The sequence below is a fragment of the Bacillus pumilus genome (assembly GCF_003431975.1).
Classification (GTDB): Bacteria; Bacillota; Bacilli; order Bacillales; family Bacillaceae; genus Bacillus; species Bacillus pumilus_N.
This window is the reverse complement of the sequence record NZ_CP027116.1, coordinates 2,917,712-2,943,764: the sequence shown is the minus strand read 5'-3', so window position 1 is coordinate 2,943,764 and position 26,053 is coordinate 2,917,712. Positions and strand designations below refer to the sequence as shown.

Below are 26,053 nucleotides of genomic sequence, written 5' to 3'. Positions count from 1 at the left end.
GGAGGAATACCCAAGTCCGGCTGAAGGGATCGGTCTTGAAAACCGACAGGGGTGTCAAAGCCCGCGGGGGTTCGAATCCCTCTTCCTCCGCCATATTTTTTAAAAACTTATATTATCGCGGGGTGGAGCAGTTCGGTAGCTCGTCGGGCTCATAACCCGAAGGTCGCAGGTTCAAATCCTGCCCCCGCAACCAAAATGGTCCGGTAGTTCAGTTGGTTAGAATGCCTGCCTGTCACGCAGGAGGTCGCGGGTTCGAGTCCCGTCCGGACCGCCATTTTTAAAATAAATACTTGGCTCGGTAGCTCAGTTGGTAGAGCAACGGACTGAAAATCCGTGTGTCGGCGGTTCGATTCCGTCCCGAGCCACTTTTTACAAAAAAATATTAATAGTATGGCGGTTGTGGCGAAGTGGTTAACGCACCAGATTGTGGCTCTGGCACTCGTGGGTTCGATTCCCATCAATCGCCCCATACATATCTTTGCGGGTGTAGTTTAGTGGTAAAACCTCAGCCTTCCAAGCTGATGTCGTGGGTTCGATTCCCATCACCCGCTCCATTTGCATATCTGTTCATGGGCCTGTAGCTCAGCTGGTTAGAGCGCACGCCTGATAAGCGTGAGGTCGGTGGTTCGAGTCCACTCAGGCCCACCATGATCTTCCGCAGTAGCTCAGTGGTAGAGCTATCGGCTGTTAACCGATCGGTCGTAGGTTCGAGTCCTACCTGCGGAGCCATAATGGAGAAGTACTCAAGTGGCTGAAGAGGCGCCCCTGCTAAGGGTGTAGGTCGCGCGAGCGGCGCGAGGGTTCAAATCCCTCCTTCTCCGCCATTTAATTGGCCCGTTGGTCAAGCGGTTAAGACACCGCCCTTTCACGGCGGTAACACGGGTTCGAATCCCGTACGGGTCATTTTTAAAAGAGGTCATGTCAAAGACCTCTTTTTTATTTTCTTCAAAATGAAAGACCGCCACGAGAGCGGTCTTTTTTTACATATTCATGGAATAGATCGTGTAAGACAAGTATGTCGCAAAGAAGCCCCATAAAACATAAGGGATCAGTAAAATTGGAACGACTTTGCTTAGTTTACGCGAGACGATGACAAGTGCGAGTGCTGTCAGTGCTACAAGCAGACAGTCGATCGTAGCGGCAAATAAATCTTTTTGTGTAAATTGAAAAAAGCTAAAGGCTTGATTAAAAACGTAATTTAAAAGAAAAAGAATCCAAAATGGTAAAGTGATCTTTTGAAACCCATACTTTCCGTAAATGATCGCTGCGGACAACGAAATGAGTGCAAATAAGACAGCCCACACAGCCCCAATTACACCGCCACTTGGTGTCCATTCCGGTTTATTTAATGCATCATACCACTCTCTGTCAATCGGAAACAAGAATCCGGCAATAGAGAATAATGCGTATGTAATAAAGAAAACAACAACTGCCCAAATGATACTTTTTCTCGCCATTAACAATCTCCTCCAATCAAATTCACTCTTAAAATGATTTCCCAATTATTACATGATATAAACATAAAGCCCCCAATATGAGGGGACTAATGATTTTCTTCTATATAAGGCTCTTCTTCGTGCGGTTTCAAGTCACCGAATACCGTCATGACGCCTTCTTCGTCTAATGCTTCTTCATAGGCTTCGTGTGCTTTATTTGGGTACACCTTGGTAGCTTTGCCCTCGATATCAGCAGCTGCGAATCCTTCATAGTCTTCTACATAATCTTCATCTTCTGATTGTGTATACACATCATCGTATGTCAGTGGAGGGAATTCCATATCCGACGGGGTATCAGAGTTTCCGTAGCGTTCTACGTCTTGATATGCATCCTCTCCATCGTAGGCTGCGCTTTCTTCATTTTCAAATTGACCTGATGGGGGACTTAGTAAATCTTCTTCAATCGGACGGTTTTGAGAAACGGTTTGTTCTTTTGAATGTTCTATGCATGTGACGGCAGTGGGCAAGGCTTCTAAGCGTTCCTTTGGAATAGGGGCATTACAGACTTTGCAAAACCCATAAGAGCCGTCAGCAATGGCTTGAAGTGCTTCATTGATGTCTAACAGATGTTCATGATCTAAACTATTTAGAGCAATATCTTTCCCTCGTTCGAACAGCTCTGTACCTTGATCTCCTGGGTGATTATCATAGGCTGACAGTTCTCCGACAGAATCATAAGGAAATGATACTTTTTGTTCATCGTCATGGCTTTTGGCTTCGAGTTCTTGCTTTTCTCTCATTAGGCGTTGTTTCAAATGATGTAATTCGTCTTTAGACAACAAAGCGATCATCCTTTCATATCAAACATATTGTTAGTATGAACAATTTTGAAAGTAAGACTAGTTCCAATTTGAAGCAATTCCTCGTAACAAAAGAACACCTGCGCTCGGCTGCAGGTGTTCTTAGCTATGCGATATAGTATTGTAAGATCAACGCGATTGTCAGCAGGAAACCGAAAAAGGTATTGGTTTGAGCTGTAGATTTCATGGCATTCATTAATTCAATTGGTTTTTCTTTTTGCTTGAATTCTTTAATGGCTGTATAGGCTTTTGGGACACTGAGTAAAACAAGAAGACTCCAAAAGCCGACGATATCTGTGAAGATATAAACAAAAATGAGTACATATGAGACCAAAAACATGGAAAGTAAAATGTTCACTGCACCTTTTCTTCCAGCAAGAATCGCAAGTGTTTTTCGACCATTCTCTTTATCACCATCTAAATCGCGAATATTGTTCGATAGTAAGATGGCACCAACTAAAATAGAAATTGGCAATGAGACAAGAACAGCTTTAGATGTCAGTGTGCCAGTCTGGATATAGAAACTAATTAAGATGATGCCTAATCCCATGAAAGCACCTGATACAAGTTCTCCAAACGGTGTATATGCAATTGGTACAGGGCCTCCGGTATAGAAATAGCCTGCTGCCATACAAATAAGTCCTATCAGTGCAATCCACCAGCTGGACATCATGCAAATATATACGCCTAATAATAACGAAAGTGCAAATAGGCCATAAGCGAGGTTGAGGACTGTTTTTGGCTTCACACCGTTTCTTACAATGGCTCCGCCGATGCCGACAGATTTCTCGTTGTCCAGTCCGCGAACATAATCAAAGTACTCGTTGAACATGTTCGTCGCGATTTGGATAAACATAGAAGCAAATAGCATGGCTAAAAATAGCCCAACATGTATTTGACCACTTGGAAGTGCTAGGACAGTTCCTAAAGTAACGGGAATAAATGCCGCTGTTAATGTATGCGGTCGTAGTAAATTCCACCAAATCCGCCAGTTCTTATCAGGTTTAATTGGTGAAAGCTGATCTGATATCGAATGATGCTGCATAAAATATACTCCTTTAAATAAAAAAATACGTACACGTCCAAATTCCAGTTTAGCAAAGTTCAAAAAGGTGTCAATATATTGATGCGATGAAACAAGAAAAAGATGATTGCTAATCGTTCCCATATAGAGAGAAAGCTTGATCTTCGAACAGGTCTTGCCACTTTTAAATAGATGTTCTCATTTCAAGAAGCGGGAGCGAAAAAATCTTGGAAGCGTGATATAATAAGGATTCGAGGTTTTAAAAGCTGTTTTCTTTACTAAGTTCATCTGTTAAGGTTTATAATAGAAAAGCAGGTCATTCGACATACTCGAATGTTCATGTATTTTTTCATTATGGTTTTATTTTTTTATGTTATTTCATGGATTTTGGAGGAATGTATCATGGTGACAACAGTGCAAAGTACTTTCCGGCAGGAAGCGCTTGCGACATTAGAAGAAGCGAATAACGTCAACCATGCTGTTTTGATAAGCTACTCCAGAAGAGTTGACGATCTGGATCCTCTTGCCTTTTTTCAAAGCGGCGAAGCGGATTTTTTAGGCGAGCGGTTTTTTTGGTCTGATCCAGAAAGCCAAATGATATTTTCTGGACTGGGTAGAGCGGCCGTCATTAAATCATCTGAGCAAGGCAAGGAACGATTTGATATAGTCCATCAAGATTGGGAACAGCTGAAGCAGCACATGTTCCATTTTCATGATGAGAAGGAGTTAAGGCAAGCGGCTGTTGGTCCGCTTTTGTTTGGAGGATTCTCATTTGATCCGTATGAAGAGAAGGCGAGTCACTGGGAAGCTTTTGGCGAGGCTCATTTTTTTGTGCCATCTATGATGCTCACCGTTTCAAAAGAAGGAACGTTTCTGACGATCAATGAATGGAAGCAGGTAGATGGGAATGTTCATCAGCTCATTCAAGAGTTAGAACAAAAAGCCTCTCGTTTTGAAACATTACCGCTCAGACATGATGGACAAGCTGAACTTGTTCATATGGAAGAGCTTGATGTGAAGGAATGGATGAAGGCGATCCAAGAAGCGACAGACCACATCCGGGCTAACGAATATGAAAAGGTTGTTTTAGCAAGAGAAGTCTTGCTTCACTATAAAAATCAAATTGCACTTGCTCCACTGTTAGCAGAATTATTAAAGCATCAAACAACGAGTTACGTATTTGCGGTTGAACAGGGAAGACAAGCATTTGTCGGCGCTACACCAGAACGATTAGTGAAAAAAAGCGGCGGAGAGGTCTTTTCATCTTGTTTAGCAGGTTCAATTGTTCGTGGAAAAGATGAAGCGGAAGATCAAGCATTAGGTGAGGAACTGCTACATGATGAGAAGAATTTGATTGAACATCAAATTGTTGTCGATATGATTCAACAAGCATTTGAGGCCAATTGTCTTCACGTGCATAAACCAAATCAACCAAGTCTTTATAAAACAAAAAATATTCAGCATTTGTTTACACCGATCGTGGGAGAAATCAAAAGCAGCTGTTCTCTCTTTTCATTAATTGAGCAGCTCCATCCGACACCAGCATTAGGTGGATATCCGAAGGAAAAAGCGGTTGAGGTCATTCGTGAAATCGAACCGTTGAAGCGTGGCTGGTATGCGGCGCCGGTCGGCTGGATTGATTCTCAGGATAATGGAGAATTTGCTGTCGCCATTCGGTCAGGTCTTATCGAGGAAGACCATGTTCGTTTGTTCGCAGGCTGCGGCATTGTAGAGGACTCCCTTGCAAAGCAGGAGTACGAGGAAACGCAAGTGAAGTTAAGACCAATGCTGTCTGCGCTCGGAGGTCGTCCTATTGAATAATCAAGTTATGACAACATATATTGGCAGATTGATGAATGAGTTTGTCCAAGGTGGTGTAAATGAGGCAGTTGTCTGCCCTGGTTCTCGTTCAACCCCACTTGCGATGCTAGCACTTGCCCACCGAGACATCAATGTCCATGTATTAGTGGATGAACGGTCTGCTGCTTTTTATGCGCTTGGTCTTGCAAAAGCAAGTCAAACACCAGTACTGCTTATCTGTACTTCAGGTACGGCAGCTGCTAACTTTTACCCAGCTATTGTAGAGGCACATTATTCACGTGTACCACTGATTGTTTTAACTGCTGATCGGCCGCACGAATTGAGGGAAGTTGGGGCACCTCAAGCGATTGATCAGCAATTCTTATTCGGTAAGTTTGTTAAATGGTTCACAGACTTAGCATTGCCAGAAGAGAGTCAGGCGATGCTGCGTTATGTTCAGACGGCTGCGGCAAGAGCAAATTATATGTCAACGCAAGAGCCGAAGGGACCCGTCCAGGTCAATGTCCCATTGAGAGAACCTTTGCTTCCTGATTTGTCTATTGATCCTTTTAAGCGAGAAGAAATAGACACGAAAAAAGTATTAGGAGCAGGACAGGCTTTCCCAAATGATCGTTTGATGTCTGAAATCATGACGGTCATGAACCAATCGACAAAAGGCATGATTGTGTGTGGTGAACTTCATACGGAGGAAGAGAAAGAGGCAGTGTTACGTCTTTCGAAAGCCTTGCATGTTCCGATATTAGCTGACCCGCTTTCTCATTTACGAAATGGGCATGAGCATGCAGATCTTATTATTGATGCGTATGATTCGTTATTGAAGGATGAAGCATTGCAGCAGCATCTATTACCTGATATGGTCATTCGTTTTGGACCGATGCCTGTGTCTAAACCTCTCTTTAAATGGCTGGAAAAGCACGCGGAAGTGAATCAAATGGTCGTTGATGCTGCGGGAGGCTTTCGAGATCCTGGGTTAAGTGCTTCATACATCATTGAAAGCGATGTGGTAGCTTTTGTAGATGAAGTATTAAATAGAGCGGATGAACTAAAGGATACAAGTTTTCTAAAACGCTGGCAAGATGTTAATTCTTCATTCAGGACGCATGCATCCTCTTATTCTGATGAGGACTTGTCATTTGAGGGGAATGTGTACCGTCAGCTTCAGCATCTTTTGCCAAAAGAGAGTATTCTTTTTATCGGAAATAGTATGCCGATTCGTGATGTGGATACATTTTTTGAAGTACAATCGAAGCCTTTTCGGATGATGGCCAATCGAGGAGCCAATGGTATTGACGGCGTTGTGTCTACAGCACTCGGTACGTATGCGGCATTGAAACAGCCCGTTACCTTAGTGATTGGAGATTTATCATTTTATCATGACATGAATGGTCTCCTTGCAGCTAAGCTGATGGACATTCCGCTGACGGTTGTTTTGTTAAACAATGATGGAGGAGGCATCTTTTCTTTCCTTCCACAAGCGTCTGATGAACCGTATTATGAAAAGCTCTTTGGTACACCGACTGGACTGAATTTTGAGTATGCTTCGAAGCTGTATGGGGGAACCTATTCAAAACCGTCAACGAAACAAGAATTACATGATGTGTACATGGCGCATATAGAAGAGCCTGGACTTCATTTAATTGAAATTGAAACAGATCGACATTCCCGTGTAAGCAAGCATCGTCAAATGATGGATGACATATTGGAAGAAGTGAAAAAAGAATGCCTTCTCTCATAATACGGTTGCGTGATGGTGTGGCGTACGAGGTGGTGGATCAGAATCCATCGGCTGACAATGCCACATTATGCTTACATGGCTTTACTGGAAGCGCGGATTCTTGGTCGTTCTTGAATGCTTATATGAAGAACACAAGATTGATACAGGTCAGCTTACTTGGCCACGGTAAAACGGATTCTCCAGCAAATGTGAGAAGGTATGCAATGTCACAGCAGCTGGCAGATCTTGTAGAGATATTAAATCAATTAAAGCTTCACAAAGTGAATATTCTCGGATATTCTATGGGAGGGCGTATTGCCTTATCATTTGCCTCTCGTTATCCAGATCGTGTCAACAAATTGATTCTTGAGAGTGCCTCTCCAGGGCTACTCACTTTTCCTGAGCGGATGGCAAGAATCAAACATGATCACCAGCTCGCGCAGAAATTGAGACATGAAGGTTTAGTGAAGTTTATCGATTTTTGGGAGAGTATTCCACTGTTTGCATCGCAGAAAACTTTGTCAGCGGAAACACAGGCTCAATTGAGAGAGGGAAGGCTGAAAGCTGATCCACTTGGGCTGGCTCGCAGTTTAGAGGGTATAGGAACAGGTTCACAGCCCTCTGTTTGGAAGGCATTAAAGCATATGAATTTGCCTGTTTTGTTGATTTGCGGAACGCTTGATGAAAAGTTCTGCAAGATCGCCAAACGTATGCAGCAGGAGCTTGAAGGCAGTCAATTTATATTAGCTGAGCAGGCTGGGCATACAGTTCATGTGGAACAACCATATTTTTTTGGTAAAATAGTAAGTGAGTTTATTACGCAAGATTAGAGGAGGAACTATTGATGGCTATTGAATGGCAAACTGAGCGTCAATATGACGAAATTTTATATGAAACGTACAATGGGATTGCAAAGATTACGATTAATCGTCCACATGTACATAATGCGTTTACACCAAAGACTGTAAGTGAATTAATTGACGCATTTTCACGTGCTCGTGATAATTCAAATGTTGGTGTGATCGTACTTGCAGGTGCTGGCGGTAAAGCATTCTGTTCTGGTGGAGATCAAAAAGTACGCGGTCATGGCGGTTACGTAGGAGACGATCAAATTCCGCGTCTAAATGTATTAGACTTACAGCGTTTGATTCGTGTCATTCCAAAACCGGTCGTTGCGATGGTTGCAGGCTATGCAATCGGAGGCGGACACGTTCTTCACATAGTGTGTGACCTGACAATTGCAGCAGATAATGCGATTTTTGGACAAACTGGTCCAAAAGTAGGCAGCTTTGATGCTGGTTATGGTTCAGGCTACCTTGCACGTATTGTTGGTCATAAGAAAGCGAGAGAAATCTGGTACTTATGCCGTCAATATAATGCACAAGAAGCGCTTGATATGGGACTTGTCAACACAGTTGTACCATTAGAGCAGCTTGAAGAAGAAACAGTGAAGTGGTGTGAGGAAATGCTAGAAAAGAGCCCAACTGCTTTACGATTCTTGAAGGCTGCATTTAATGCAGATACGGATGGACTAGCTGGTATTCAACAATTTGCAGGAGATGCGACACTTCTTTATTACACAACAGATGAAGCAAAAGAAGGGCGCGATTCCTTTAAGGAAAAACGCAAACCGGACTTCGGTCAGTTCCCGCGTTTCCCTTGATTCAATGATATCGATGAAAACAGCTTAGTGCATGAGACTAAGCTGTTTTCTTTTACGAAAAGGAGGTGTCATGATGAAGCAACCTAATTGGCTGCTGCACCGTGCTTATTTAACGCCAGAAAGAGTTGCGCTCATTTACAAGGATAAAGAGTGGACTTTCCGCGATTTAGCTGATGATGTCAATGAGCTTTCAAATAGACTTGCGCATGCATCATTAAAAAAGGGGGAAACGGTTGGACTTTTGATGAACAATCAGCCTCAAATGGTGATGCTCGTTCATGCTTGTTTTTCATTAGGATTAAAAATTGTTCTATTGAACAATAAGTTAACAAAAGCTGAAAGGCGCTATCAGCTTGAAGATGCAAAAGCTGCGGCTTTATTGACTGAACCTGTTTATGCAAGTGATCATAAGGATGACCTACCTGTTTATACAATGGAGACTCTACCTGATGCAGGTGGAGACCATGAAAGGAAAATGGAGAGCGAATTTGATTTGAATGAAACAGCGACTATCATGTATACATCTGGCACAACAGGACGCCCAAAAGGTGTAGAGCAAACGTTTGGCAATCATTTTCATAGTGCTGTTTCATCTGCACTGAATATGGGCGTTAAGGACGCTGACCGCTGGCTGATCGCACTGCCTCTTTTTCATATTAGTGGGTTATCCGCTTTATTTAAGTCTGTGATCTATGGGATGACGGTCGTGCTTCATCAGAAATTTGATGTCGATGAGGTAAAAGATTCAATTGAACAGCATCGTGTGACGATGATTTCTGTTGTTCAAACGATGTTATCTCGTTTAGTAAGCAGGTTGCAAGAATGTCCGTCTTCTTTGCGCTGTCTTTTATTAGGCGGAGGCCCTGCACCTTTTGCGATGCTGCAAGAAAGCAAAGAGAAGGGATTTCCTGTGTTTCAATCGTACGGTATGACGGAAACCTGTTCACAAATTGTGACCCTTGCGCCTGAATTTAGTGTAGAGAAGCTTGGATCAGCGGGGAAACCCCTTTTTGGGTGTGAGCTGAAAATTCAAGATGGTACACGTATTTGTCGTCCTTTTGAACATGGCGAAATTATGGTGAAAGGTGCAAATGTCATGAAAGGGTACCTTAACCGTGAAGAAGCGACCGCGGCTGCCTTTAATCAAGGCTGGCTGAAAACCGGTGATATTGGCTATGTGGATGAGGACGGGTTCTTATTTGTGCTTGACCGCCGTTCAGATTTAATTATTTCTGGCGGTGAGAATATTTATCCTGCGGAAATTGAAGCGGTTCTGCTAGCACATCCGCATGTAAAGGAAGCCGGAGTGACGGGTATGTATGATGATAAATGGGGAGAGGTACCGGCCGCATTTCTTGTCACAGACCAAAAGATACCGGAGAATGAGCTCTATGCTTTATGTGAGTCGCATTTAGCAAAATATAAATGGCCCGCTGCTTTTCATTTTGTGGACGAGCTGCCAAGAAATGCGTCGAATAAATTGCAGAGGCACAGACTCAGGATCAAAGGGGTTTTTAGATGATTCAAATTGAACGAGTGATTTTATATCATGTCACAATGAAGCTCAAGCAGCCATTTACAACAAGTCTTGGCACCATTTCAGAGCGTGAGTTTATTATTGTTGAGGTAAAAGATCAAACAGGATTGACTGGATGGGGAGAGGTGTCGGCTTTTTCTTCTCCGTGGTATACAGAAGAAACCATTGAGACTTGCTATCACATGCTGAGAGCTTTCTTTATCCCGAATGTGCTGACACGCACTTTTACACATCCTTCAGAAATACCAGACAGCCTGTACCAGTTTAAAGGCAATAAGATGGCGAAAGCGGGAATTGAAGCGGCTGTTTGGGATATTTATGCGAAGCGTGAGAATAAGCCCTTACGCGACGTATTAGGCGGTACGAGAGAGAGAATACCGTCAGGCGTCGTGGCGGGATTAGGACCTGTAGACGACATGCTGAAGCAAATTCAGCAATTTATGGACCAAGGATATCAGCGTGTAAAGGTGAAAATTAAGCCGGGACAGGACATTGGACTTCTTCAAAAAATAAGAGAGGCTTTCCCTGACCTGCCATTAATGGCGGATGCAAACTCTGCTTATCAATTAAAGGATATCAGCAAGCTCAAGCAGCTCGACGACATTCGTTTATTAATGATTGAACAGCCACTAGCTGCAGATGATATCGTGGACCATCGACATTTACAAAAGCATTTAAAAACACCGATATGTTTGGATGAAAGTATTTGTTCTTTAGATGATGCTAGAAAAGCTGTAGAGCTTGGCAGCTGTCAAATTATAAATGTGAAGCCTTCACGAGTTGGTGGGCTGACAGAAGCCCTGAAAATCCATACGTTCAGTAAGGAGCATCATATTCCATTATGGGTTGGAGGGATGATTGAAACAGGTATTTCCCGCGCACAAAACGTGGCGCTTGCCTCTCTTCCTCAATTTACAATCCCAGGTGACATTTCAGCTTCGTCAAAATATTGGGAGCAGGATATCGTTTTTCCTGAAATTAAGGTTGAAAATGGGTTTATTGAAGTGCCTCGTTCCCCAGGAATGGGCGTAGAAGTGGATTATCAAGCGCTTCGTTCTTTCTCAGATAAAATTGATGTGTTTACAAAACATGATTTTGTGAAGTGAAAACGAGTCAATCACCTTTTGCACAACAAATCAAATCTATGTATAGTGAGGGAAAGTTTTTCCTTCCTGTCTGAACAAAAAAGAAAGAGCGGTGATCCGCTCTTTCTGACTTTCTTACTCTTCTACCAGCTCGCTGTCGTACGCAAGCTGACCGATATATTGATTCATTTCATTGGGCATGTTTGCTGCATGGCCATATTCATAATCCCAAAGGTTTAAAAAGGAGTGAGCGGCCTGATAAAATGCGGCTTCGTCCGCGTCATGAATTTCGTCAAGAAACGTTTGAAGCAGCCGATCGTGTGTCAACGTGAAGCGCCTCCTTTAATGAGACTTAAAGATCTTGTGGTTTAAACGTTTTACAATCCGTTTCTTCACTTTTTTCAGCCGTAGTTCCTGTGTGGCTGACGACATAAATTGCATCCGCACCACAACGGTTTCCGGTATTCCAATAGGAACAGTTATTAACTTCACAAAGGATTTTTTGACTCATACAGATGACCTCCTTTTGAGTATGTCTTTCTTCTATAATGTAACCGGAATGAACCTCTGCCATTCATATTAATCCTCTTGGCGGATATAACGCTTATCCTTCATAAATAATTTCCAGAAGAAATAGAAGCCCGGAAATAAGATGATAAACCCTACAATATACGTAATAAATAATGCTCTAAATGTGACAGGATCTGTAAATCCAGACATGATTGTAATATCTGGATAGGCCATATAAGGCAAGTGGGCACGTCCGTACACGTAGCTTGCTAAGAAATATTGAATGGTAATCGCAATGACTGCCAAACGTGGCCGACCTTTTCGGTTTTTAAACCGGCTGTTTGGTAAAAATAGAGCCAGTCCTGCCAGTAAAAACATCAGAAGTGATACAAGAAGAATAGGGATGTTTTGCATCATTTTTGTAAACAGCCAATTCGCTTCGCTTCGTAATGTCAGCATGATGAAAAAGGCCATCATGAGTGAAAGTGGACCCGTAATGAGAGCACCTCTTCTATAAATGCTGTAGGCTTCATCCTCATCAGCCACATTCGAGAAATCAGCTAAAAGTAAAGACGATAGAAAAAGGGTGCTGAAAATGGCAAAGCCGATAAAAGAATAGACATTTGCACTCGTAAAGACTAGTCCAAGATCTAATGAGTAGACGTCGTTCTCCTGAAAAATAAATCCACCATGAGTAATCGGGAGAACCATGATGAGGATAGAGGGAATGATAAATCCGCTAATCCCTGAAATGTAAGTAACTGCTTTTCGATATTTTTTAGGGAGTGAATGAGAAAACACGAGAAAACCGCTTCGCAGGGCAAGAAGCAATAATATGATGCTTCCGGGTATTAATAAAACGGTACCAAGTACGAAGGTCGCACCTGGAAACATGCTAAACAATGCAACAACAATTGCCACAATAAAGACGTTTGTTACTTCCCATGTTGGTGAAAGGTACTTATTTGCGATATTAGCGGCCTTTGTTTGTTCTCTATTCATATAAATCATGGACCAAAATCCTGCGCCGAAATCCATTGATGCCATCACTGCATAGATAAAAACGAACCCCCATAAGATGGTGATTGCAATGAGTGCATCAGTTGTCACATCCATTTGCATCTAGATCGCTCCTTTTTAAGATTCTGTTAACCGTAGGTCATCTTCAATCGAATGTTTTCTAAAGTAATACGTCAGCACAATCACAGTTGCTATGCCTAAGATGAGATAGACAATGGAAAAAAGGATAAAGAGTGTGCCGATTGACCCTGATGACGTGACGACCTCTGAGGTTTTGAGCATTCGATAAATGACCCATGGCTGACGGCCTGTACATGCAAAAATCCAGCCGAACTCAATAGCCAATAGACTAAGGGGCCCGCCGAATAAGTAAAGAAAAAGGAGCCACTTCGGATAATGTTCTCGTTTTAAAATTTTGCGGTAAAGCAATGCTAGCACCGCAAACAAAATGAGGACTGAGCCAATAATGACCATGCCATTAAATAATGTGTGAATAAATAAAGGCGGCCACTCGTCTCGAGGAAAATCATTTAAGCCTTTGACCACCGTATCAAAGCTATTTCCTGCTAAAAAGCTAAGCGCCCAAGGGATCTCAATCGCTCCTTTAATTTCCTGTGCATCAGCATCAGTAAAACCTCCTATTGCAAGAGGTGCATGAGATTGTGTTTCAAATAAACCTTCAGCACCAGCTAACTTTTCAGGCTGATATTCATACAGAAGCTGAGCAGACTCGTGACCATTTAAGGCCGTAAGAAAGGAGAATAGTCCACCTACAATCAATCCAAGAAAAAGGGCTTTTCGATGAAAAGTGTAGAGCTTCTCGTTCTTTCTTGTTTTGAGCATCTTAAAAGCGGCCACCGAGGCAATCACAAAAGCACCTGTTGTAAAAGCAGATAACACGACATGTGTCGCAGTTACGACAAAGCTTGGATTGAAAAAGGCCTTCCAAGGTTCGATATTCGTAATTTCTCCATTGACCATTTGAAAGCCAGCAGGTGTACCTTCAAATGCATGTACATTTGTGATCAGAATCGCTGAAGCGGCTGCGCCAATGACGACAAAAATGACGGTAATGATGCGCATAGCAGGTGATAGGCGATCCGCTGCGTACACATAAATAGACATAAATAATGCTTCAATAAAGAACGCATAGATTTCAATCTGAAATGGCAGTGACATGACCTTACCGATGACCTCCATAAAACCCGGCCATAAAAGAGCGAGCTGAGTACCAGCAATTGTGCCTGTTGGAATGGCGACACCTAACAGGACAGCCTGCGCTTTCGTCCACCGTTTGGCCATGACAGCATAGTGAGGGTCCTTCGTTTTTTGAAAGATGAGTTCAGCTAACAAAATCATTAGCGGGATGCCGACGCCAAGCGAGGCATAAATAATATGAAAGCCCATGGTTGTGCCGAAAAGGCTTCTAGCTAAAACGAGATCAGTCAATTTTTTCTCCGCCTTTCTTTTCGCTTCTCTATTTCATGATGCTTATTATTCTCCACCATTTTTAGATTATTCTTCCTGACTAAGAAAGCTTTATTTTTGACAAGTTGTAAAAGAGGGAGTAGAATATAAATATAAAACGTAATAATTACGTTTTGAAATTGAAAGGAGTTTTGACATTGAAAAGAGATATTCATCCAACCTCACATGAAGTTGTATTTATGGACGTAAACAGCGGTTATCGCTTCTTGAGTAGATCGACGAAAACATCAAATGAGACAGTAGAATGGGAAGATGGCAAAACGTATCCGGTCATTAAAGTAGAAACAAGCTCTGATACGCATCCTTTTTATACTGGACGCCAAAAATTCGGAGAAAAAGGCGGAAGAGCCGAGTTGTTTAAGAAAAAGTATCAAATGTAATAAAGTAGCACACCTTATTAGGGTGTGCTCAGATTGTTGACAAAGGGCTAAAATGATTTTATTTTAGCCCTTTGTCTTCTTTTCAGCGTGATAGAAAACCTTTGAAGTCTAGGAAGGACGAGTATCGGAGCGGAGCGAATTTGACATTCGTGAGCACCGGAACGCAGGACTGACAACGAATGCGAGGGTTTGTCTACACGCTGAGCACACCTTATTAGGGTGTGCTTTTTTATACAGCAAAAAACCCCGGCTTTTACCCCGGAGTTCTCATCATTAATCATTTAAAGCGGTTTTTAAGGTCTTTAAATTTTGTTTCATTAAGCTGACGTAGCTTTCGCCATTTTTGGCATCATCTTCAGTAACGGATTCTAGGTTTTTAAGGGTCAGACTTTTTGCTCCAATTTCACTACGAATCGTATCTGATACTTTACTGCTGACGTTGTTTTCGAAAATGACATATTGAATGTGGTGCTTTTCCGCTTTTTGTACAATGTTTTCGAGCTGCTTTTGTGAAGGCTCTTCAGATGCGGATAATCCTAATACACTGATTTGTTCAATGCCATAGCGTTTTTCCCAATAGCCGTAAGCTGCATGAGAAACAAGGATTTCTTTATGTTTTGCTTTGGATAACGTTGTTTTGAATTCTTGATCTAGCGATTGTAAATCTTTTTTGAGTTTTTCATAGTTTTTTGTGTATTCGTCTTTATGATCTGGATCTAATGAAACGAGTGTGTCTTTGATGTTTTTTGCCATTTGCTGCGCATGAACCGGATCTAACCATGCGTGAGGATCTTTATCTCCATGGTCGTGTCCATCATGGTCATGGTCTTCTCCTTCATGATCATGGTCATGGTCTTCGCCTTCTTCATGTGCATGCTCTTCTTTTGTCGATAACAATTTGATGCCTTCGGCTGCTTTGACTGTTTTCACGCCTTGGTCTTTTAACGTAGAAGCGGTTTTATCAGCGAATGCTTCAGCTCCTGTACCGCTGTAGATGAAAGCATCACCTTCAGCCATTTCAACCATTGTTTTTGAACTTGGTTCAAAGCTATGTGCATCTGCATTAGCTGGGTACACACTTTGTGCATGAACGTGAGAGCCACCAATTTTTTCAGTGAAATCTTGAATCGGGAAGATCGTAGTGTAAATGGTTAGTTTCCCGTCTGTCTTTCCTTTTGAAGCATTTGTCCCCGCACTGCTTGAGCAAGCGGCAAGACCGATCGCAAATAAAGCAGCTGTTAAAATATAAAAGATTTTTTTCATGTAAATAATGTCTCCTCTCAATCTATTAGATAGAAATGATTACGATTTAATGTCCTGAGTTATTGTATCGTAATAATTACGATTTGAAAAGGGGAAAATAAAAAATTTTCATCAGCAGATGTTTCCTTTTAAAAAAATACACTGCAAAACGTGACGAAATTTCTCACATTGTGCTATATTTATTTTTAAAAAAAGATAAAGGAATGGATAAACGTATGAAACTTTTAGACGAAATCATCGAATATAATCAACAGTTTATTGAAGAAAAGAAATACGAAGAATTTACAACAACAAAGTTTCCACAGAAAAAAGCTGTCATTCTATCATGTATGGATACAAGACTTGTTGAGCTGCTTCCGCGTGCAATGAATATGAAAAATGGAGATATCAAGATCGTTAAAAGTGCTGGTGCTCTTGTTTCTCATCCCTTTGGAAGTATTATGCGAAGCATTTTAGTGGCTGTATACGAATTAAATGCTGACGAGGTTTATGTCATTGGACATCATGATTGCGGTATGAGCAAAATAGACAGCCAAACACTTTTAAACAAAGCTGTTGAGCGTGGTATCCCAGAAAAACGGATTGAAGTACTGGAATACTCAGGAATCGATTTTCAGCAGTGGCTTAAAAGCTTTAGTTCTGTTGAAGAGAGCGTGAAGGACAGTGTGTCCGTTGTAAAAAATCACCCGCTTCTTCCATCAGATGTGCCTGTGCACGGTCTTGTCATTGATCCTGGAACAGGCAAGCTTGACTTAGTCGTCAACGGATATGAAGAAAAGTAAGTTATTTTTCCTTTTTAGGTGGTACAGGGTCGATGCCACCAGGGTGGAGCGGATGACATTTTAAAATCCGTTTGATAGTGAGCCAGCCGCCTTTTAAAGCGCCATGCGTTTTGATCGCCTCTAATCCATAGTTTGAGCATGTTGGATAAAACCGGCAGCTAGGCGGTGTAAGAGGGGAAATACATTTTTGATAAAAGCGTATGATGCCGATAAAAATTTGTTTCATAAAGGTTCCTCCTTGTCTGTCTTTCACAGTATAAGAAAAAAGGACAAGGAAGGAAAGTTTTATAAACTAAACTGGTCGGAGAGATATGCTATAATATAGGAAATTGCAATTATAGGAGTGGTGATTATGCCTTCAGTTGAAAGCTTTGAACTAGATCATAATGCTGTAAAAGCGCCATATGTTCGTCATTGCGGAGTTCATCAAGTGGGATCAGATGGGGAAGTAAATAAATTTGATATTCGCTTTTGCCAGCCAAACAAGCAGGCGATGAAACCTGATACGATTCATACTTTAGAGCATTTACTTGCATTTAATATTAGAACACACTCAGAGAAATATGATCATTTCGATATTATCGATATTTCTCCAATGGGCTGCCAGACTGGATACTATTTAGTTGTCAGTGGTGCACCAACTCCAAAAGAGATCGTTGAACTTCTTGATGCTACTTTCAAGGATGCGGTGGAGGTAACAGAGATCCCTGCTGCAAACGAAGAGCAATGCGGCCAAGCGAAGCTTCATGATCTTGAAGGGGCAAAACGTTTAATGCGTTTTTGGCTTTCTCAGGATCAAGAAGAACTTCTAAAAGTATTTGGTTAATAAATAAGAAGCCGGACATGTTGATGTCCGGTTTTTTGTGTAAATTCAATCATGAGATGTAAAAATAGGGGATATTTGTTAAAATGGACATGTCAGTAAAAGAAGGGGGGAATTCGGGATGCGAAAAATGTTCGGAATGATTTTAATGCTCATGTTACTAAGTGCATGTGGGAACTCTGAAGCAAATAGCAGCAAAGGGGAAGTGCCTGAGCTATTAGAAGTGAAGCTTACAGGACCTGAGCAAGTGGAAAAAAATGAAAGCGTTATAGTAAAAGCAGCTGTCACATATGGTGATACGCCTGTTGATGATGCAGACGATGTTCAATTTGAAGTGTGGAAAGATGGCGACAAGGATAACAGCAAGATGATTCAGCCAAAGAAAGAGAACAAAGGTGTATATGAATTACATACAGCCTTTAAAAAAGGTGGCCTTTATATCATACAAGTCCATGTGACAGCTAAACAGCAGCATAATATGCCGAAGACAAACATCCACGTAGGTGAGATGAAAAAAGAGAGTCCATCTACTGAAGAAGAAGAAACCTCACATCATTAAGATCGGCTTTATTTTGGATTAGGACGTTGATTTGGTTCAGCATCCTGTGGTGAATCGACTTTATGCTTATATTCATAAGCTTTCGATGTGGTCCACAGTGATAAAAAGACAACAATTGAAATAATGATAAAGCTGATAATCCCAAGTAACAGCATCTAACTCCCTCCTTATTTCCATATTAACATATATTGCATGCAGTCAAAATAGAAGAAATCCATGGCAGGTTTCAGTATAATAAAAAAAGGGTATTCCCATACTAAGCGCAACTACATAAGGAGGAATGAACATGTCTGAAAAATTATTAAACGTCGTCAATAAACAAGTAGCTGATTGGACTGTGCTTTACGTAAAATTACATAACTATCACTGGTACGTAAAAGGAAAAGACTTCTTTACACTCCATGAGAAATTTGAGGAACTCTATACAGAAACAGCGACATACATTGATGATTTAGCTGAGCGTATGCTTGCGTTAAATGGACAACCTGTTGCGACAATGAAAGAGTGCTTAGAAATTTCTAGCATTCAAGAAGCTGAAGGCAAAGAATCTGCGGAACAAATGGTGAAAAATCTATATGATGACTTCTCTAATATCGCAGAGGAATTAAAGAAAGGAATGGAGCTGGCCGCAGAAGTTGGCGATGAAACAACAGGTGATATGCTGCTTGCGATTCATCAGTCTATTGAAAAACACAACTGGATGCTAAAAGCATATTTAGGATAATACGTATGTGGAAGGAATGTCGATCAGGAATAGATCGACATTCTTTTTTTTTGGAATTGGGACAGACAGCCCATTGAAATCATAGGGCTTTCAGCCGAAGAGAAAAGAGAAGGGAGGGGAGAAGATGTCTTCCATTGCAGGAATGATGAGTCAGCAAGTCGCGAGCATTCAAAAAACACTCAATATTAGTTTGTTGAATTCACAGCTTGCTACGAATACAGCACAAGCCATGGTGATGCTCGATCAAGTGCAGCAACAGCCTCAAGCTGTTCAGCCGAAGGATTCAGACGCTAGGTTTATTGATGTGAGAGTCTAAGAAGAGAAGCCGCCGCGTAAGGCGGCTTTTTTCTTGTCATGACTCTGTCCAATTGAAAAAAATCGCCTTTATTTTGTGTCGTCCAAGCTATTAAGAGAAGCAAGCATATACTGTTGAGGTAAGGAGTTCCACTCTGAAAGGATGTTGATGCCAAGTGAGCAAGGATTTGGGCATCTTTTCGTTGTTTACAGTCAGTTTGTCAGCGATGGGCTTTCTGTTTGGTGGAGCAGGATATTTACTCATGATTTTAGTGACATTGATGGCCATTGAATTAATTTGTTCAAGCCTAAGAGAATCTGTCACTGGACAGCTCACGATGAAGCGTTTTTTTACACGGTTTGTTCGAAAGGTTGTGACGGTCTCTTTAATATCCATGGCGCATTTCTTCGATGTCATGCTGAAGACAAATGGGACAATTAAGGATTTAGCGATCATCTTTTACATTATTTATGAATCTTACCAAATCGTCTCGACAGCTAAAGCCCTTGGAATTCCCATTCCGCAGTTGTTTATTGATGTGTTAGACATGATCAAAAATAAATTGCGCAAAAAGCCGTAATTTCTCCATATCTGGTCATACTAAAGGAAAAAGGAATGAATCAGATGGCGAAACACACTTACTATGTATCCGTACAGGATGGGTCGATATCTCAGCATAAAGATGCGGCAGCTTGGCAATTTCAAATAGAAGCAAATGACGATCAAATTTTGCAGCTAAGAGACTATTTCGATGAACAGTATATGACAGATTGGAAAGGCTTCTTTCGGGCACATGTTCCGTTTCTTGAATATCATTATGATAGTCCAAATGATGAAATGGATCGAAAAAGAAAAGAGATTTACACTACAATTTATGAGCTCGGGAATGAAGAGACAAAGAACTTTATTGAAACCAATGGATTGATGAATTGAAAAAGCATGTAGAAATGTCTCTACATGCTTTTATTTTCGCGGTTGTAGGATACCTCCGATCAGGTCACTAAGCCCTCCCCGATTTTCTTGCTGTGATGGCTGTGAATTGGTGACATCATGAGAGGAGCTCTGGCTCTGAGGCTTGTAGCGATTATCATCTAAACCAACTCGTAAGCCGGATGTGCGCTCAAAAGGCTGTATAATGACAATTTGATCTTGTTCTTGGAACTCAAATAAATAGGATTCGCCAGATGTTTGTCCAATGAAGGTTTTCCAGTTGACATCTAATTTCACTTTCGGTGCTTTACCTGTCCAAGCGACGATGGCGTCAGGATCTACACGGCAAGGGGCTTTTAAAATGAGTGGGTTTCCATTCGTTTTAATGGCTACTTGCGCTCCGTGACCTTGATAAGAGAGCTTGGATGTAAATAGTCCCTTTTGTGATAAAATACCAACGCCTACTGGTGTCACACCGTAATGACATTCTTCAGTAAAGGCAAGCAAATCTTCACTTTCTACACTGACATGCTGCCAAGGGCCACTTGGCTCAAGGTTAATGACGGTTACGTGCTCGCTCGAATCCGCCAAATAACACGTACCTTGCCCACTCACTTCCATCATCTCGAGGTTTTCACCTGTCAGTTTTCTGCTAATATGGTTCAATACTTGACTGACCATATTTCCTTTGTTCGTTCCGAGTAGTCGCTTACGGTATTGGAACGTTCCTTGATCGGCAATCATCGCGCCTTTTTTGGCAAAAAAGATGCCGTTTCCTTCTGCTTGTAAGGTAAGTTCTTCTATTGTGTTGAAATGAAATCCCATTGGTGCTGGCTCCTTTCCTGCGTCAAGATGCGAATCTATAGATGCGGCATAAATCGTTTAAATCTAAAGTGGTACCTTGACCAGTCGCAGAGATTTTCCATTCGTCTTCACCTCTTATGAGTTCAGCGCAGATGATGGATGTGCAATAAGAATAATCTTCTGTTAACTGGAAGGTACAAATCTCTTGCTGCGTGATTTGATCAGTAAGGTTCACGTAGGCGTTGGTGACTTGTCCAAAATGATGCTTGCGCTCGTGTTCATCATGTATGGTGGCTGTTACGACAATTTTATGAATATCAGGTGAGACTCTGCTTAATTGCATAATGATCATTTCATTATCTCGATACCCGCCGCCAACTTGATGATCACCAAGATGACGAACAGATCCGTCTAAGCTTTGCTGCTGATGATAATAGATCAGATGGTTTGGAGACAATAGCTTGTCCTCTTGATTTAAGAGGAACACTTGCATATCTAAATCAATTGGCTCGCCAGTCAGATCCCAGCCTAGCCCAATATGAATTTGGTCGATATTTGGATTGTCTTTCGTTAAATCTAGCTTTTGCCCTTTGATGAGGCATTTCTTCATGACCTCGTGAGGTGCGTCTTCTTTTTCATTTTTCCTAGGCGGAAGTAATTGATCTTTCTCTTGTTTTGACCCATTTGTTATCCTCATGCTGTTTTCCTCCTCGTTGTCATAAGACACACACTGATTGTTTTACGCCATAAAGGGGTAAAAGGTTTCATGATTAAAATTGGGTGAAATTGGAGATGATAAAAAGGTTTTAGCAACAATACCTCATTTTAGATACAGACGAAATAATAGCACTCGTTTGTTTCACTTTTAATAAAAATTCTTCAGAGAAATGTGATCTGTGGTATGATGTTTTACAAGAAGCAAGGACAGGATATGAGGGATTTCAATGCATGTATTTAAAGACTATTATCATAATACGGTCAAGCTCTCCTTTAAAGAGCAGCCTTTTTCGAGTCATCCAAAGCATGTTTGGGCCATCTGCCGCTATCAGGGAAAGTGGCTGCTCACTGAACATGAGGATCGGGGCTATGAGTTTCCAGGAGGGAAAGTTGAGCCGAATGAAGAAGCAGATCAAGCCGCTATACGGGAGATTCAAGAAGAGACGGGTGCTGTTGTTCGTGAATTAACGTATATTGGTCAATATCAGGTGTTAGGCAGAGAAAAGGTCATCGTAAAGAATATTTACTTCGCTGATATTGAAAGGCTAGTGAAGCAAGACACGTATTTTGAAACGAAAGGGCCTGTTCTTTTCGCAGACTTGCCAAGATCCATCGCTAAAAATAAGAATTTCAGTTTTATTATGAAAGATGATGTATTAAGACAAAGTCTAGCTTATTTAGAAAAGAACGGTTTGATTCGTTAAAAAAAGCGCAGGGAGACAATGGGACTGACCCCCGTTTTTGAGACAGGGATCAAAACACCTCTATACAGCCAATTGCCGATAGTTTATCGGTGATTGGTTGTTTAGTTTCGTTTGAATACGAATGTTGTTATAATAATAAATGTATTCTTTGACAGTGCGTTCTACGATGGTGGTCGTAGTTCGATCAATCCTGTTAAGATAGAACGTTTCAGACTTTAGTGAGGAATGAAACGATTCGATGGAGGCATTATCAGCGGGCGTCCCTTTACGGGACATACTCATGGTAATGCCTTTTATATGAACAGCTTTCTGATACTCGTAAGATGTATACACAGAACCTTGATCGCTATGTAACACGCAGTTCTTAGGCAATGCTGGTAGCTGATCAAGTGTGTTTAAGATAAAGTCTGTATCCTGCTTATCACCAATATTAAAAGCAATCACTTCTCCATTATATAAATCCAATATACTGGAAAGGTACAATGGTTTCTGTCCATAAGGCAAATACGTGATGTCCGTTACTAGTTTTTCAAGAGGGCGATCAGACTGAAAATTCCGATCCAGTATGTTTACGGCCACGGCATAGGGCTGCCCATTCTTCTTACGCTTTTTCATTTTAACACGGCATTGCCACTGGTTTTTCTGCATGATACGCATTCTCATTTTTAGTATGGCTGTGATTTTTCGATATCCATATCGATACTTGTGCTTTCGGCACAACGTGCCGACCTGTTTCTCTAGTTGTCTTTTAGATTGATTCTGATTCAGCTCCTTTTTCCATCTATAATACGAAGTGCGTAAGATGCCTAAATGGACACAAACGTCCTGTACCGTCATCGTTTTGCGAAATTCTTCTACCAGTTTGATTGACGTTTCCTTATCAACTTCCTTTCCAATTCGTTGTACTTTTTTAAAATTTCATTCTGTTGGCTCAGATAACGATTTTCCACCTGCAGTCTCTCTAATTCGGAAGAGTACTCGGGACCCTTTCCATAGGTATATTGTTTTCCAACAGGCTGTTCGAACCGGTGTGTATCCCCAGCCTTATGCCACCTCATCCAGGTCTGAACCTGCGTCTTATTCTTGATATTCAATTCCTGCAAGATTTCTTTCATAGGTACGCCTGCCAATCTCATTTCTACAGCCTTCTGTTTGACTTCAACCGGATAACTCACTCTTGTCCCCATAAAAAAACACCTCCATGTTTTATTTCGGATCACAACGATCCGTTTTGAAACTTGAAGGTGTTTTTTATTTGTCTCATTTTATGGGGTCAGTCCCAATCCCTGTGCTTTTTTTACTTTTGGAGAAAACGGCGTTCGAGCCATTCCACAAGCTGGTACATGATGGTAGCAAACACAGCAATAATAAAAAGACTTAAGAACACGAGGGTAAAGTTGAAGACTTGGAAGCCGTAAATGATCATGTAGCCGAGCCCTTTTGAGGAAACAAGAAATTCCCCGACAATGACTCCAACCCAAGAAAGACCGACATTGACCTTGATGGCAGAAATCATCGTTGGAATACTGGCTGGCAAAATGACCTCACGAAAGACGACGCTTTTTTTTGCCCCAAAGGTTTTCATCACCTTTAAATAATTCTCATCGACCTCTTGAAAGGCTGTGTAAATGACGATCGTCGTAATGATGACACTAATAATGGCACCCATGGCGACGATGCTGATCATACCAGGTCCAAGTGCCACAATTAAAATCGGGGCGAGGGCGACTTTCGGCATGGCATTTAAAATGACTAAATAAGGGTCAAGAACGTTCGCTAATCGGGTGGACCACCATAAGGCGGCAGCGAGCAAAATTCCGCAAAAGGTACCTAGTAAAAAGCCGAGTACCGTTTCAAATAACGTAATACTCATATGATTCATTAAAGAACCATCTGATATTTTTTGTACAAACAATTGACAGACCGCAGATGGTGAACTAAAAATCAGCGGATCAATGAGCCTGAAATGACTGGCAAGCTCCCAAAGTGAAAAGAAGCTGGCGAATATGATGAGCTGATAGACGCGTGTGATACGTTTTTCCATTCGATATTTTTTTCGATAGGCTTCATGTAAAAGGTCACTGTGTTTCAACTGTTTTCAGCTCCTTCCAAATTGTTTGAAAGAGCTCTTGGAAACTCGGGGTCTGTCTCGCTTCAAAAGGAGAGAGAACCCTCAGATCGTCTGGAACGGTAAAGATTTGCTTGATAGAGCCTGGATGTTTTGAGAATAAGAAAATACGGTCACTCATCGCAATGGCTTCGCCGATGTCATGAGTCACAAGAACCGCTGTTTTTTGATAGTTTTTTAATGTGTAGAAGACAAGGTCTTCTAATGTCAATTTGGTTTGGTAGTCTAGTGCTGAAAATGGCTCATCTAGTAAAAGCAGGCCGGGATCAACTGCAAGCGTTCGGGCGAGAGCCGCACGCTGCCTCATTCCGCCAGATAGCTCCTTCGGATATTTTTCCTCCACTTCATGCAGTCCAAGCTTTGGCAGTAAACCAAGTGCAGTTGAGGTGGCCTCATGTGAATCTTGTTTCGCAATTTTTAACCCGAGAATGACATTTTCCTTGATGGTCTTCCAAGGGAACAAATAATCTTGCTGGAGCATGTAGCCGATTTGATGCTCCTGTTGATTCGGTTCTTTGCCTTCGATTAAAATTCGACCTTCAGAGGGCGGTGTAATGCCTGCAATGATAGAAAGCAAGGTGGTTTTTCCGCAGCCGCTGGGACCAATAAATGAGATGAATTCACCTTGGTCTATCTCCATATTGATGTGCTGTATGGCCGTTGTTTTTTCTTTTAAAGAGAAGTACGTGTGGGTCACATGGTCAATTTGAAGGAAAGACATGTGCTACCTCCTATTCTATTTGTGATCTGTGACCTTCTTTGCAATGGATGAATCGACAAGTTGTTTGTATTGGATAAATTCCGGCAATTCACCGCTCGCCTTCATGATTTCCTGCAATTTGTTCCATTCCTCTTCATTGAGTAGGGGATCTGTTGCATAGGAACCTTGCTGTTTGTAGCGTTTGATGGCAGTTGTTAAGACATCAAGATCTGTATCAGGAAAATGAGGTTGAATGGTTTTTGCGATTTCTTCCGGCTGCTTGGCTTTTACCCATTTCTGTGCTTTGTAAATGGCACGGGTGAAAGCTTCAACTGTCTCTTTGTTTTCCTGTAAGTAACTCTTCTTTGCCATGAAGGTGGTATATGGCACCTTGCCAGAAGCTTCTCCAAAGGAGGCGGTAATGTACCCTTTTCCTTCTTTTTCAAGTAAGGAAGCGGTCGGTTCAAATAACTGCACAAAATCGCCAGTTCCAGAGGAGAACGCACCTGAAATATTGGCAAAATCAATATTTTGAATCATATGAAGATCCTTTTTTACATCAATGCCTTCTTTTTTCAAGACATATTCACCGACCATTTGCGGCATGCCGCCTTTCCTCTGTCCTAAGAAGTCTTTTCCTTTTAATTGATCCCAAGAGAAATGGTTTACTTTCTCTCTTGAAACAAGAAATGTGCCGTCCGTTTGTGTCAGCTGTGCAAAGTTCATGACAGAATCCTTTGTGTCTTGAGCTTCTACATAGATAGAGGATTCAGACCCGGTCAGGGCGATATCAGCACCGCCTGATAAAAGAGCTGTCATCGTTTTATCGCCGCCCCAAGTCGTTTTCAATTCAACTTCTAGGCCTTCTGCTTTGAAGAAATCCTCAGATAAGGCGACATATAGCGGAGCATAAAAGACCGAATGGGTCACCTCGGCTACTTGTACGGTCTGCTCTTGTTCTTTTTTACAGGCGACAAATGGAATAAAGAGCAGGACAACAACGATGAATGCCAGTCTGACTTTGATGGAACGATTCAAGAGTAATTCGCCTCCTTTGTTCTAGATCACTAATTAAAGTATGTCAAA

The 26,053-nt window shown here is 41.6% G+C and carries 31 protein-coding genes and 10 tRNA genes; 25 read left to right on the top strand and 16 right to left on the bottom strand.

Annotated features, from left to right (window positions below):
• From C5695_RS15260 to C5695_RS15215, 10 genes are all read left to right on the top strand, one after another.
• Positions 1–93: transfer RNA gene (locus C5695_RS15260), tRNA-Ser, on the top strand.
• Between the two features lie 23 nt (positions 94–116).
• Positions 117–193: transfer RNA gene (locus C5695_RS15255), tRNA-Met, on the top strand.
• 4 nt (positions 194–197) lie between these two features.
• Positions 198–274 (top strand) — tRNA-Asp (locus C5695_RS15250).
• Between the two features lie 18 nt (positions 275–292).
• Positions 293–365: transfer RNA gene (locus tag C5695_RS15245), tRNA-Phe, on the top strand.
• A 28-nt stretch (positions 366–393) separates the two neighbouring features.
• A tRNA-His gene (locus C5695_RS15240) sits at positions 394–469 on the top strand.
• An 11-nt stretch (positions 470–480) separates the two neighbouring features.
• Positions 481–554 (top strand) — tRNA-Gly (locus C5695_RS15235).
• A gap of 17 nt (positions 555–571) precedes the next feature.
• Positions 572–648 (top strand) — tRNA-Ile (locus C5695_RS15230).
• 6 nt (positions 649–654) lie between these two features.
• A tRNA-Asn gene (locus C5695_RS15225) sits at positions 655–729 on the top strand.
• Positions 730–733: 4 nt separating this feature from the next.
• A tRNA-Ser gene (locus C5695_RS15220) sits at positions 734–824 on the top strand.
• Positions 825–831: 7 nt separating this feature from the next.
• A tRNA-Glu gene (locus tag C5695_RS15215) sits at positions 832–903 on the top strand.
• Positions 904–980: 77 nt separating this feature from the next.
• Here C5695_RS15215 and C5695_RS15210 read toward each other — a convergent pair.
• The 3 genes from C5695_RS15210 to C5695_RS15200 all read right to left on the bottom strand — a co-directional run bounded on the left by C5695_RS15210 (position 981) and on the right by C5695_RS15200 (position 3,341).
• On the bottom strand, positions 981–1,457 hold the full coding sequence (locus tag C5695_RS15210) for a TspO/MBR family protein (RefSeq protein ID WP_034620862.1): 477 nt from the start codon (positions 1,455–1,457) through the stop codon (positions 981–983).
• A gap of 86 nt (positions 1,458–1,543) precedes the next feature.
• Complete coding sequence (locus tag C5695_RS15205; RefSeq protein WP_117731445.1) at positions 1,544–2,278, bottom strand: TraR/DksA C4-type zinc finger protein; 735 nt, start codon at positions 2,276–2,278, stop codon at positions 1,544–1,546.
• A gap of 124 nt (positions 2,279–2,402) precedes the next feature.
• Positions 2,403–3,341: a 1,4-dihydroxy-2-naphthoate polyprenyltransferase gene (locus C5695_RS15200; RefSeq protein ID WP_117731444.1), complete on the bottom strand. Its 939-nt coding sequence runs from the start codon at positions 3,339–3,341 to the stop codon at positions 2,403–2,405.
• A gap of 381 nt (positions 3,342–3,722) precedes the next feature.
• Between C5695_RS15200 and C5695_RS15195 the strand changes: the two genes are divergently transcribed.
• From C5695_RS15195 to menC, 6 genes are all read left to right on the top strand, one after another.
• Positions 3,723–5,141: an isochorismate synthase gene (locus tag C5695_RS15195; RefSeq protein ID WP_117731443.1), complete on the top strand. Its 1,419-nt coding sequence runs from the start codon at positions 3,723–3,725 to the stop codon at positions 5,139–5,141.
• Positions 5,134–6,876, top strand: a complete 1,743-nt coding sequence (gene menD / locus C5695_RS15190) for a 2-succinyl-5-enolpyruvyl-6-hydroxy-3-cyclohexene-1-carboxylic-acid synthase (RefSeq protein WP_117731442.1) — start codon at positions 5,134–5,136, stop codon at positions 6,874–6,876. Before C5695_RS15195 ends, menD begins: the two co-directional genes overlap by 8 nt.
• Positions 6,861–7,685, top strand: a complete 825-nt coding sequence (gene menH, locus C5695_RS15185; RefSeq protein ID WP_117731441.1) for a 2-succinyl-6-hydroxy-2,4-cyclohexadiene-1-carboxylate synthase — start codon at positions 6,861–6,863, stop codon at positions 7,683–7,685. Before menD ends, menH begins: the two co-directional genes overlap by 16 nt.
• 14 nt (positions 7,686–7,699) lie before the next feature.
• Positions 7,700–8,518: a 1,4-dihydroxy-2-naphthoyl-CoA synthase gene (gene menB / locus C5695_RS15180; RefSeq protein ID WP_044142129.1), complete on the top strand. Its 819-nt coding sequence runs from the start codon at positions 7,700–7,702 to the stop codon at positions 8,516–8,518.
• Positions 8,519–8,588: 70 nt separating this feature from the next.
• Positions 8,589–10,040: an o-succinylbenzoate--CoA ligase gene (locus C5695_RS15175; protein WP_117731440.1), complete on the top strand. Its 1,452-nt coding sequence runs from the start codon at positions 8,589–8,591 to the stop codon at positions 10,038–10,040.
• Positions 10,037–11,161 carry an o-succinylbenzoate synthase gene (gene menC, locus C5695_RS15170; RefSeq protein ID WP_117731439.1) on the top strand — a complete coding sequence of 375 codons (1,125 nt, stop codon included), beginning with the start codon at positions 10,037–10,039 and terminating at the stop codon, positions 11,159–11,161. Before C5695_RS15175 ends, menC begins: the two co-directional genes overlap by 4 nt.
• Positions 11,162–11,275: 114 nt before the next feature.
• On the opposite strand, the gene C5695_RS15165 is transcribed toward menC, so the two are convergent.
• The 4 genes from C5695_RS15165 to C5695_RS15150 all read right to left on the bottom strand — a co-directional run bounded on the left by C5695_RS15165 (position 11,276) and on the right by C5695_RS15150 (position 14,119).
• The gene (locus C5695_RS15165) at positions 11,276–11,467 is read right to left on the bottom strand and encodes a hypothetical protein (protein WP_117731438.1); all 192 of its coding nucleotides are present in this window, start codon (positions 11,465–11,467) and stop codon (positions 11,276–11,278) included.
• A 25-nt stretch (positions 11,468–11,492) separates the two neighbouring features.
• The gene (locus C5695_RS15160) at positions 11,493–11,651 is read right to left on the bottom strand and encodes a DUF1540 domain-containing protein (protein WP_117733145.1); all 159 of its coding nucleotides are present in this window, start codon (positions 11,649–11,651) and stop codon (positions 11,493–11,495) included.
• Between the two features lie 68 nt (positions 11,652–11,719).
• Complete coding sequence (locus C5695_RS15155) at positions 11,720–12,766, bottom strand: cytochrome d ubiquinol oxidase subunit II (protein WP_187441390.1); 1,047 nt, start codon at positions 12,764–12,766, stop codon at positions 11,720–11,722.
• 21 nt (positions 12,767–12,787) lie between these two features.
• A complete protein-coding gene (locus C5695_RS15150) occupies positions 12,788–14,119 on the bottom strand; it encodes a cytochrome ubiquinol oxidase subunit I (RefSeq protein ID WP_117731436.1) in 1,332 nt (443 codons plus the stop codon).
• Positions 14,120–14,295: 176 nt separating this feature from the next.
• Here C5695_RS15150 and C5695_RS15145 point away from each other — a divergent pair, with 176 nt between their 5' ends.
• Positions 14,296–14,538, top strand: a complete 243-nt coding sequence (locus tag C5695_RS15145) for a type B 50S ribosomal protein L31 (protein ID WP_041086807.1) — start codon at positions 14,296–14,298, stop codon at positions 14,536–14,538.
• Positions 14,539–14,811: 273 nt separating this feature from the next.
• On the opposite strand, the gene C5695_RS15140 is transcribed toward C5695_RS15145, so the two are convergent.
• Positions 14,812–15,801, bottom strand: coding sequence for a metal ABC transporter solute-binding protein, Zn/Mn family (locus C5695_RS15140; RefSeq protein ID WP_117731434.1), 990 nt, complete (start codon positions 15,799–15,801; stop codon positions 14,812–14,814).
• A 215-nt stretch (positions 15,802–16,016) separates the two neighbouring features.
• Between C5695_RS15140 and C5695_RS15135 the strand changes: the two genes are divergently transcribed.
• Positions 16,017–16,583 carry a beta-class carbonic anhydrase gene (locus tag C5695_RS15135; RefSeq protein ID WP_117731433.1) on the top strand — a complete coding sequence of 189 codons (567 nt, stop codon included), beginning with the start codon at positions 16,017–16,019 and terminating at the stop codon, positions 16,581–16,583.
• A gap of 1 nt (position 16,584) precedes the next feature.
• Here the strand turns inward: C5695_RS15135 and yidD are convergent, their stop codons facing one another.
• The gene (gene yidD, locus C5695_RS15130) at positions 16,585–16,809 is read right to left on the bottom strand and encodes a membrane protein insertion efficiency factor YidD (RefSeq protein WP_003217666.1); all 225 of its coding nucleotides are present in this window, start codon (positions 16,807–16,809) and stop codon (positions 16,585–16,587) included.
• 126 nt (positions 16,810–16,935) lie between these two features.
• On the opposite strand from yidD, the gene C5695_RS15125 reads away from it, so the two are divergent.
• Complete coding sequence (locus tag C5695_RS15125) at positions 16,936–17,409, top strand: S-ribosylhomocysteine lyase (RefSeq protein ID WP_117731432.1); 474 nt, start codon at positions 16,936–16,938, stop codon at positions 17,407–17,409.
• A gap of 118 nt (positions 17,410–17,527) precedes the next feature.
• Positions 17,528–17,965 (top strand): FixH family protein, encoded by a 438-nt coding sequence (locus C5695_RS15120; RefSeq protein WP_117731431.1) that lies wholly within the window; start codon positions 17,528–17,530, stop codon positions 17,963–17,965.
• 8 nt (positions 17,966–17,973) lie between these two features.
• Here C5695_RS15120 and ytzI read toward each other — a convergent pair whose 3' ends face one another.
• Positions 17,974–18,120 carry a YtzI protein gene (ytzI, locus tag C5695_RS15115; protein ID WP_003217544.1) on the bottom strand — a complete coding sequence of 49 codons (147 nt, stop codon included), beginning with the start codon at positions 18,118–18,120 and terminating at the stop codon, positions 17,974–17,976.
• 131 nt (positions 18,121–18,251) lie between these two features.
• Here ytzI and C5695_RS15110 point away from each other — a divergent pair, with 131 nt between their 5' ends.
• The 4 genes from C5695_RS15110 (at position 18,252) to C5695_RS15095 (ending at position 19,917) form a co-directional block, all read left to right on the top strand.
• Entirely contained in the window at positions 18,252–18,689 is a 438-nt protein-coding gene (locus C5695_RS15110; protein ID WP_117731430.1) for a Dps family protein, read from the top strand.
• Positions 18,690–18,813: 124 nt separating this feature from the next.
• Positions 18,814–19,005 (top strand): hypothetical protein, encoded by a 192-nt coding sequence (locus tag C5695_RS15105; protein WP_003217712.1) that lies wholly within the window; start codon positions 18,814–18,816, stop codon positions 19,003–19,005.
• A 154-nt stretch (positions 19,006–19,159) separates the two neighbouring features.
• Positions 19,160–19,564 carry a phage holin family protein gene (locus C5695_RS15100; protein WP_117731429.1) on the top strand — a complete coding sequence of 135 codons (405 nt, stop codon included), beginning with the start codon at positions 19,160–19,162 and terminating at the stop codon, positions 19,562–19,564.
• 44 nt (positions 19,565–19,608) lie between these two features.
• Positions 19,609–19,917, top strand: coding sequence for a hydrolase (locus C5695_RS15095; RefSeq protein ID WP_117731428.1), 309 nt, complete (start codon positions 19,609–19,611; stop codon positions 19,915–19,917).
• 30 nt (positions 19,918–19,947) lie between these two features.
• Here the strand turns inward: C5695_RS15095 and C5695_RS15090 are convergent, their stop codons facing one another.
• Together C5695_RS15090 and C5695_RS15085 are read right to left on the bottom strand one after the other, a co-directional pair.
• Positions 19,948–20,739, bottom strand: a complete 792-nt coding sequence (locus tag C5695_RS15090; RefSeq protein ID WP_117731427.1) for an AIM24 family protein — start codon at positions 20,737–20,739, stop codon at positions 19,948–19,950.
• A 22-nt stretch (positions 20,740–20,761) separates the two neighbouring features.
• Positions 20,762–21,415 (bottom strand): TerD family protein, encoded by a 654-nt coding sequence (locus C5695_RS15085; protein ID WP_117731426.1) that lies wholly within the window; start codon positions 21,413–21,415, stop codon positions 20,762–20,764.
• 247 nt (positions 21,416–21,662) lie between these two features.
• Here C5695_RS15085 and ytkD point away from each other — a divergent pair, with 247 nt between their 5' ends.
• Positions 21,663–22,139, top strand: coding sequence for an RNA deprotection pyrophosphohydrolase (gene ytkD / locus C5695_RS15080; RefSeq protein ID WP_117731425.1), 477 nt, complete (start codon positions 21,663–21,665; stop codon positions 22,137–22,139).
• Between the two features lie 60 nt (positions 22,140–22,199).
• Here the strand turns inward: ytkD and C5695_RS15075 are convergent.
• From C5695_RS15075 to C5695_RS15060, 4 genes are all read right to left on the bottom strand, one after another.
• Positions 22,200–23,326 (bottom strand): IS3 family transposase gene (locus tag C5695_RS15075; RefSeq protein ID WP_117731424.1). Its coding sequence is split into 2 segments (ribosomal slippage): positions 22,200–23,053 and positions 23,053–23,326, totalling 1,128 coding nucleotides; the frame shifts between segments, so codons are not numbered across the junction.
• Positions 23,327–23,436: 110 nt separating this feature from the next.
• Positions 23,437–24,183, bottom strand: coding sequence for an ABC transporter permease (locus C5695_RS15070; RefSeq protein WP_410369217.1), 747 nt, complete (start codon positions 24,181–24,183; stop codon positions 23,437–23,439).
• Positions 24,184–24,217: 34 nt separating this feature from the next.
• Entirely contained in the window at positions 24,218–24,988 is a 771-nt protein-coding gene (locus C5695_RS15065; RefSeq protein ID WP_117731422.1) for an ABC transporter ATP-binding protein, read from the bottom strand.
• Between the two features lie 15 nt (positions 24,989–25,003).
• Positions 25,004–26,005, bottom strand: coding sequence for an ABC transporter substrate-binding protein (locus C5695_RS15060; RefSeq protein WP_117731421.1), 1,002 nt, complete (start codon positions 26,003–26,005; stop codon positions 25,004–25,006).
• Positions 26,006–26,053: the final 48 nt, after the last annotated feature.

Coding starts and splice junctions, on each gene's coding strand:
- C5695_RS15210 (WP_034620862.1), bottom strand. CDS start 1,457: ATGGCGAGAAAAAGTATCATTTGGGCAGTTGTTGTTTTCTTTATTACA.
- C5695_RS15195 (WP_117731443.1), top strand. CDS start 3,723: ATGGTGACAACAGTGCAAAGTACTTTCCGGCAGGAAGCGCTTGCGACA.
- C5695_RS15110 (WP_117731430.1), top strand. CDS start 18,252: ATGTCTGAAAAATTATTAAACGTCGTCAATAAACAAGTAGCTGATTGG.
- C5695_RS15140 (WP_117731434.1), bottom strand. CDS start 15,801: ATGAAAAAAATCTTTTATATTTTAACAGCTGCTTTATTTGCGATCGGT.
- C5695_RS15085 (WP_117731426.1), bottom strand. CDS start 21,415: ATGAGGATAACAAATGGGTCAAAACAAGAGAAAGATCAATTACTTCCG.
- C5695_RS15095 (WP_117731428.1), top strand. CDS start 19,609: ATGGCGAAACACACTTACTATGTATCCGTACAGGATGGGTCGATATCT.
- C5695_RS15125 (WP_117731432.1), top strand. CDS start 16,936: ATGCCTTCAGTTGAAAGCTTTGAACTAGATCATAATGCTGTAAAAGCG.
- C5695_RS15090 (WP_117731427.1), bottom strand. CDS start 20,739: ATGGGATTTCATTTCAACACAATAGAAGAACTTACCTTACAAGCAGAA.
- C5695_RS15105 (WP_003217712.1), top strand. CDS start 18,814: ATGTCTTCCATTGCAGGAATGATGAGTCAGCAAGTCGCGAGCATTCAA.
- C5695_RS15160 (WP_117733145.1), bottom strand. CDS start 11,651: ATGAGTCAAAAAATCCTTTGTGAAGTTAATAACTGTTCCTATTGGAAT.
- C5695_RS15065 (WP_117731422.1), bottom strand. CDS start 24,988: ATGTCTTTCCTTCAAATTGACCATGTGACCCACACGTACTTCTCTTTA.
- menC (WP_117731439.1), top strand. CDS start 10,037: ATGATTCAAATTGAACGAGTGATTTTATATCATGTCACAATGAAGCTC.
- C5695_RS15175 (WP_117731440.1), top strand. CDS start 8,589: ATGATGAAGCAACCTAATTGGCTGCTGCACCGTGCTTATTTAACGCCA.
- C5695_RS15155 (WP_187441390.1), bottom strand. CDS start 12,766: ATGGATGTGACAACTGATGCACTCATTGCAATCACCATCTTATGGGGG.
- C5695_RS15135 (WP_117731433.1), top strand. CDS start 16,017: ATGAAACTTTTAGACGAAATCATCGAATATAATCAACAGTTTATTGAA.
- C5695_RS15200 (WP_117731444.1), bottom strand. CDS start 3,341: ATGCAGCATCATTCGATATCAGATCAGCTTTCACCAATTAAACCTGAT.
- ytzI (WP_003217544.1), bottom strand. CDS start 18,120: ATGCTGTTACTTGGGATTATCAGCTTTATCATTATTTCAATTGTTGTC.
- yidD (WP_003217666.1), bottom strand. CDS start 16,809: ATGAAACAAATTTTTATCGGCATCATACGCTTTTATCAAAAATGTATT.
- C5695_RS15070 (WP_410369217.1), bottom strand. CDS start 24,183: ATGGAAAAACGTATCACACGCGTCTATCAGCTCATCATATTCGCCAGC.
- menB (WP_044142129.1), top strand. CDS start 7,700: ATGGCTATTGAATGGCAAACTGAGCGTCAATATGACGAAATTTTATAT.
- ytkD (WP_117731425.1), top strand. CDS start 21,663: ATGCATGTATTTAAAGACTATTATCATAATACGGTCAAGCTCTCCTTT.
- C5695_RS15120 (WP_117731431.1), top strand. CDS start 17,528: ATGCGAAAAATGTTCGGAATGATTTTAATGCTCATGTTACTAAGTGCA.
- menH (WP_117731441.1), top strand. CDS start 6,861: ATGCCTTCTCTCATAATACGGTTGCGTGATGGTGTGGCGTACGAGGTG.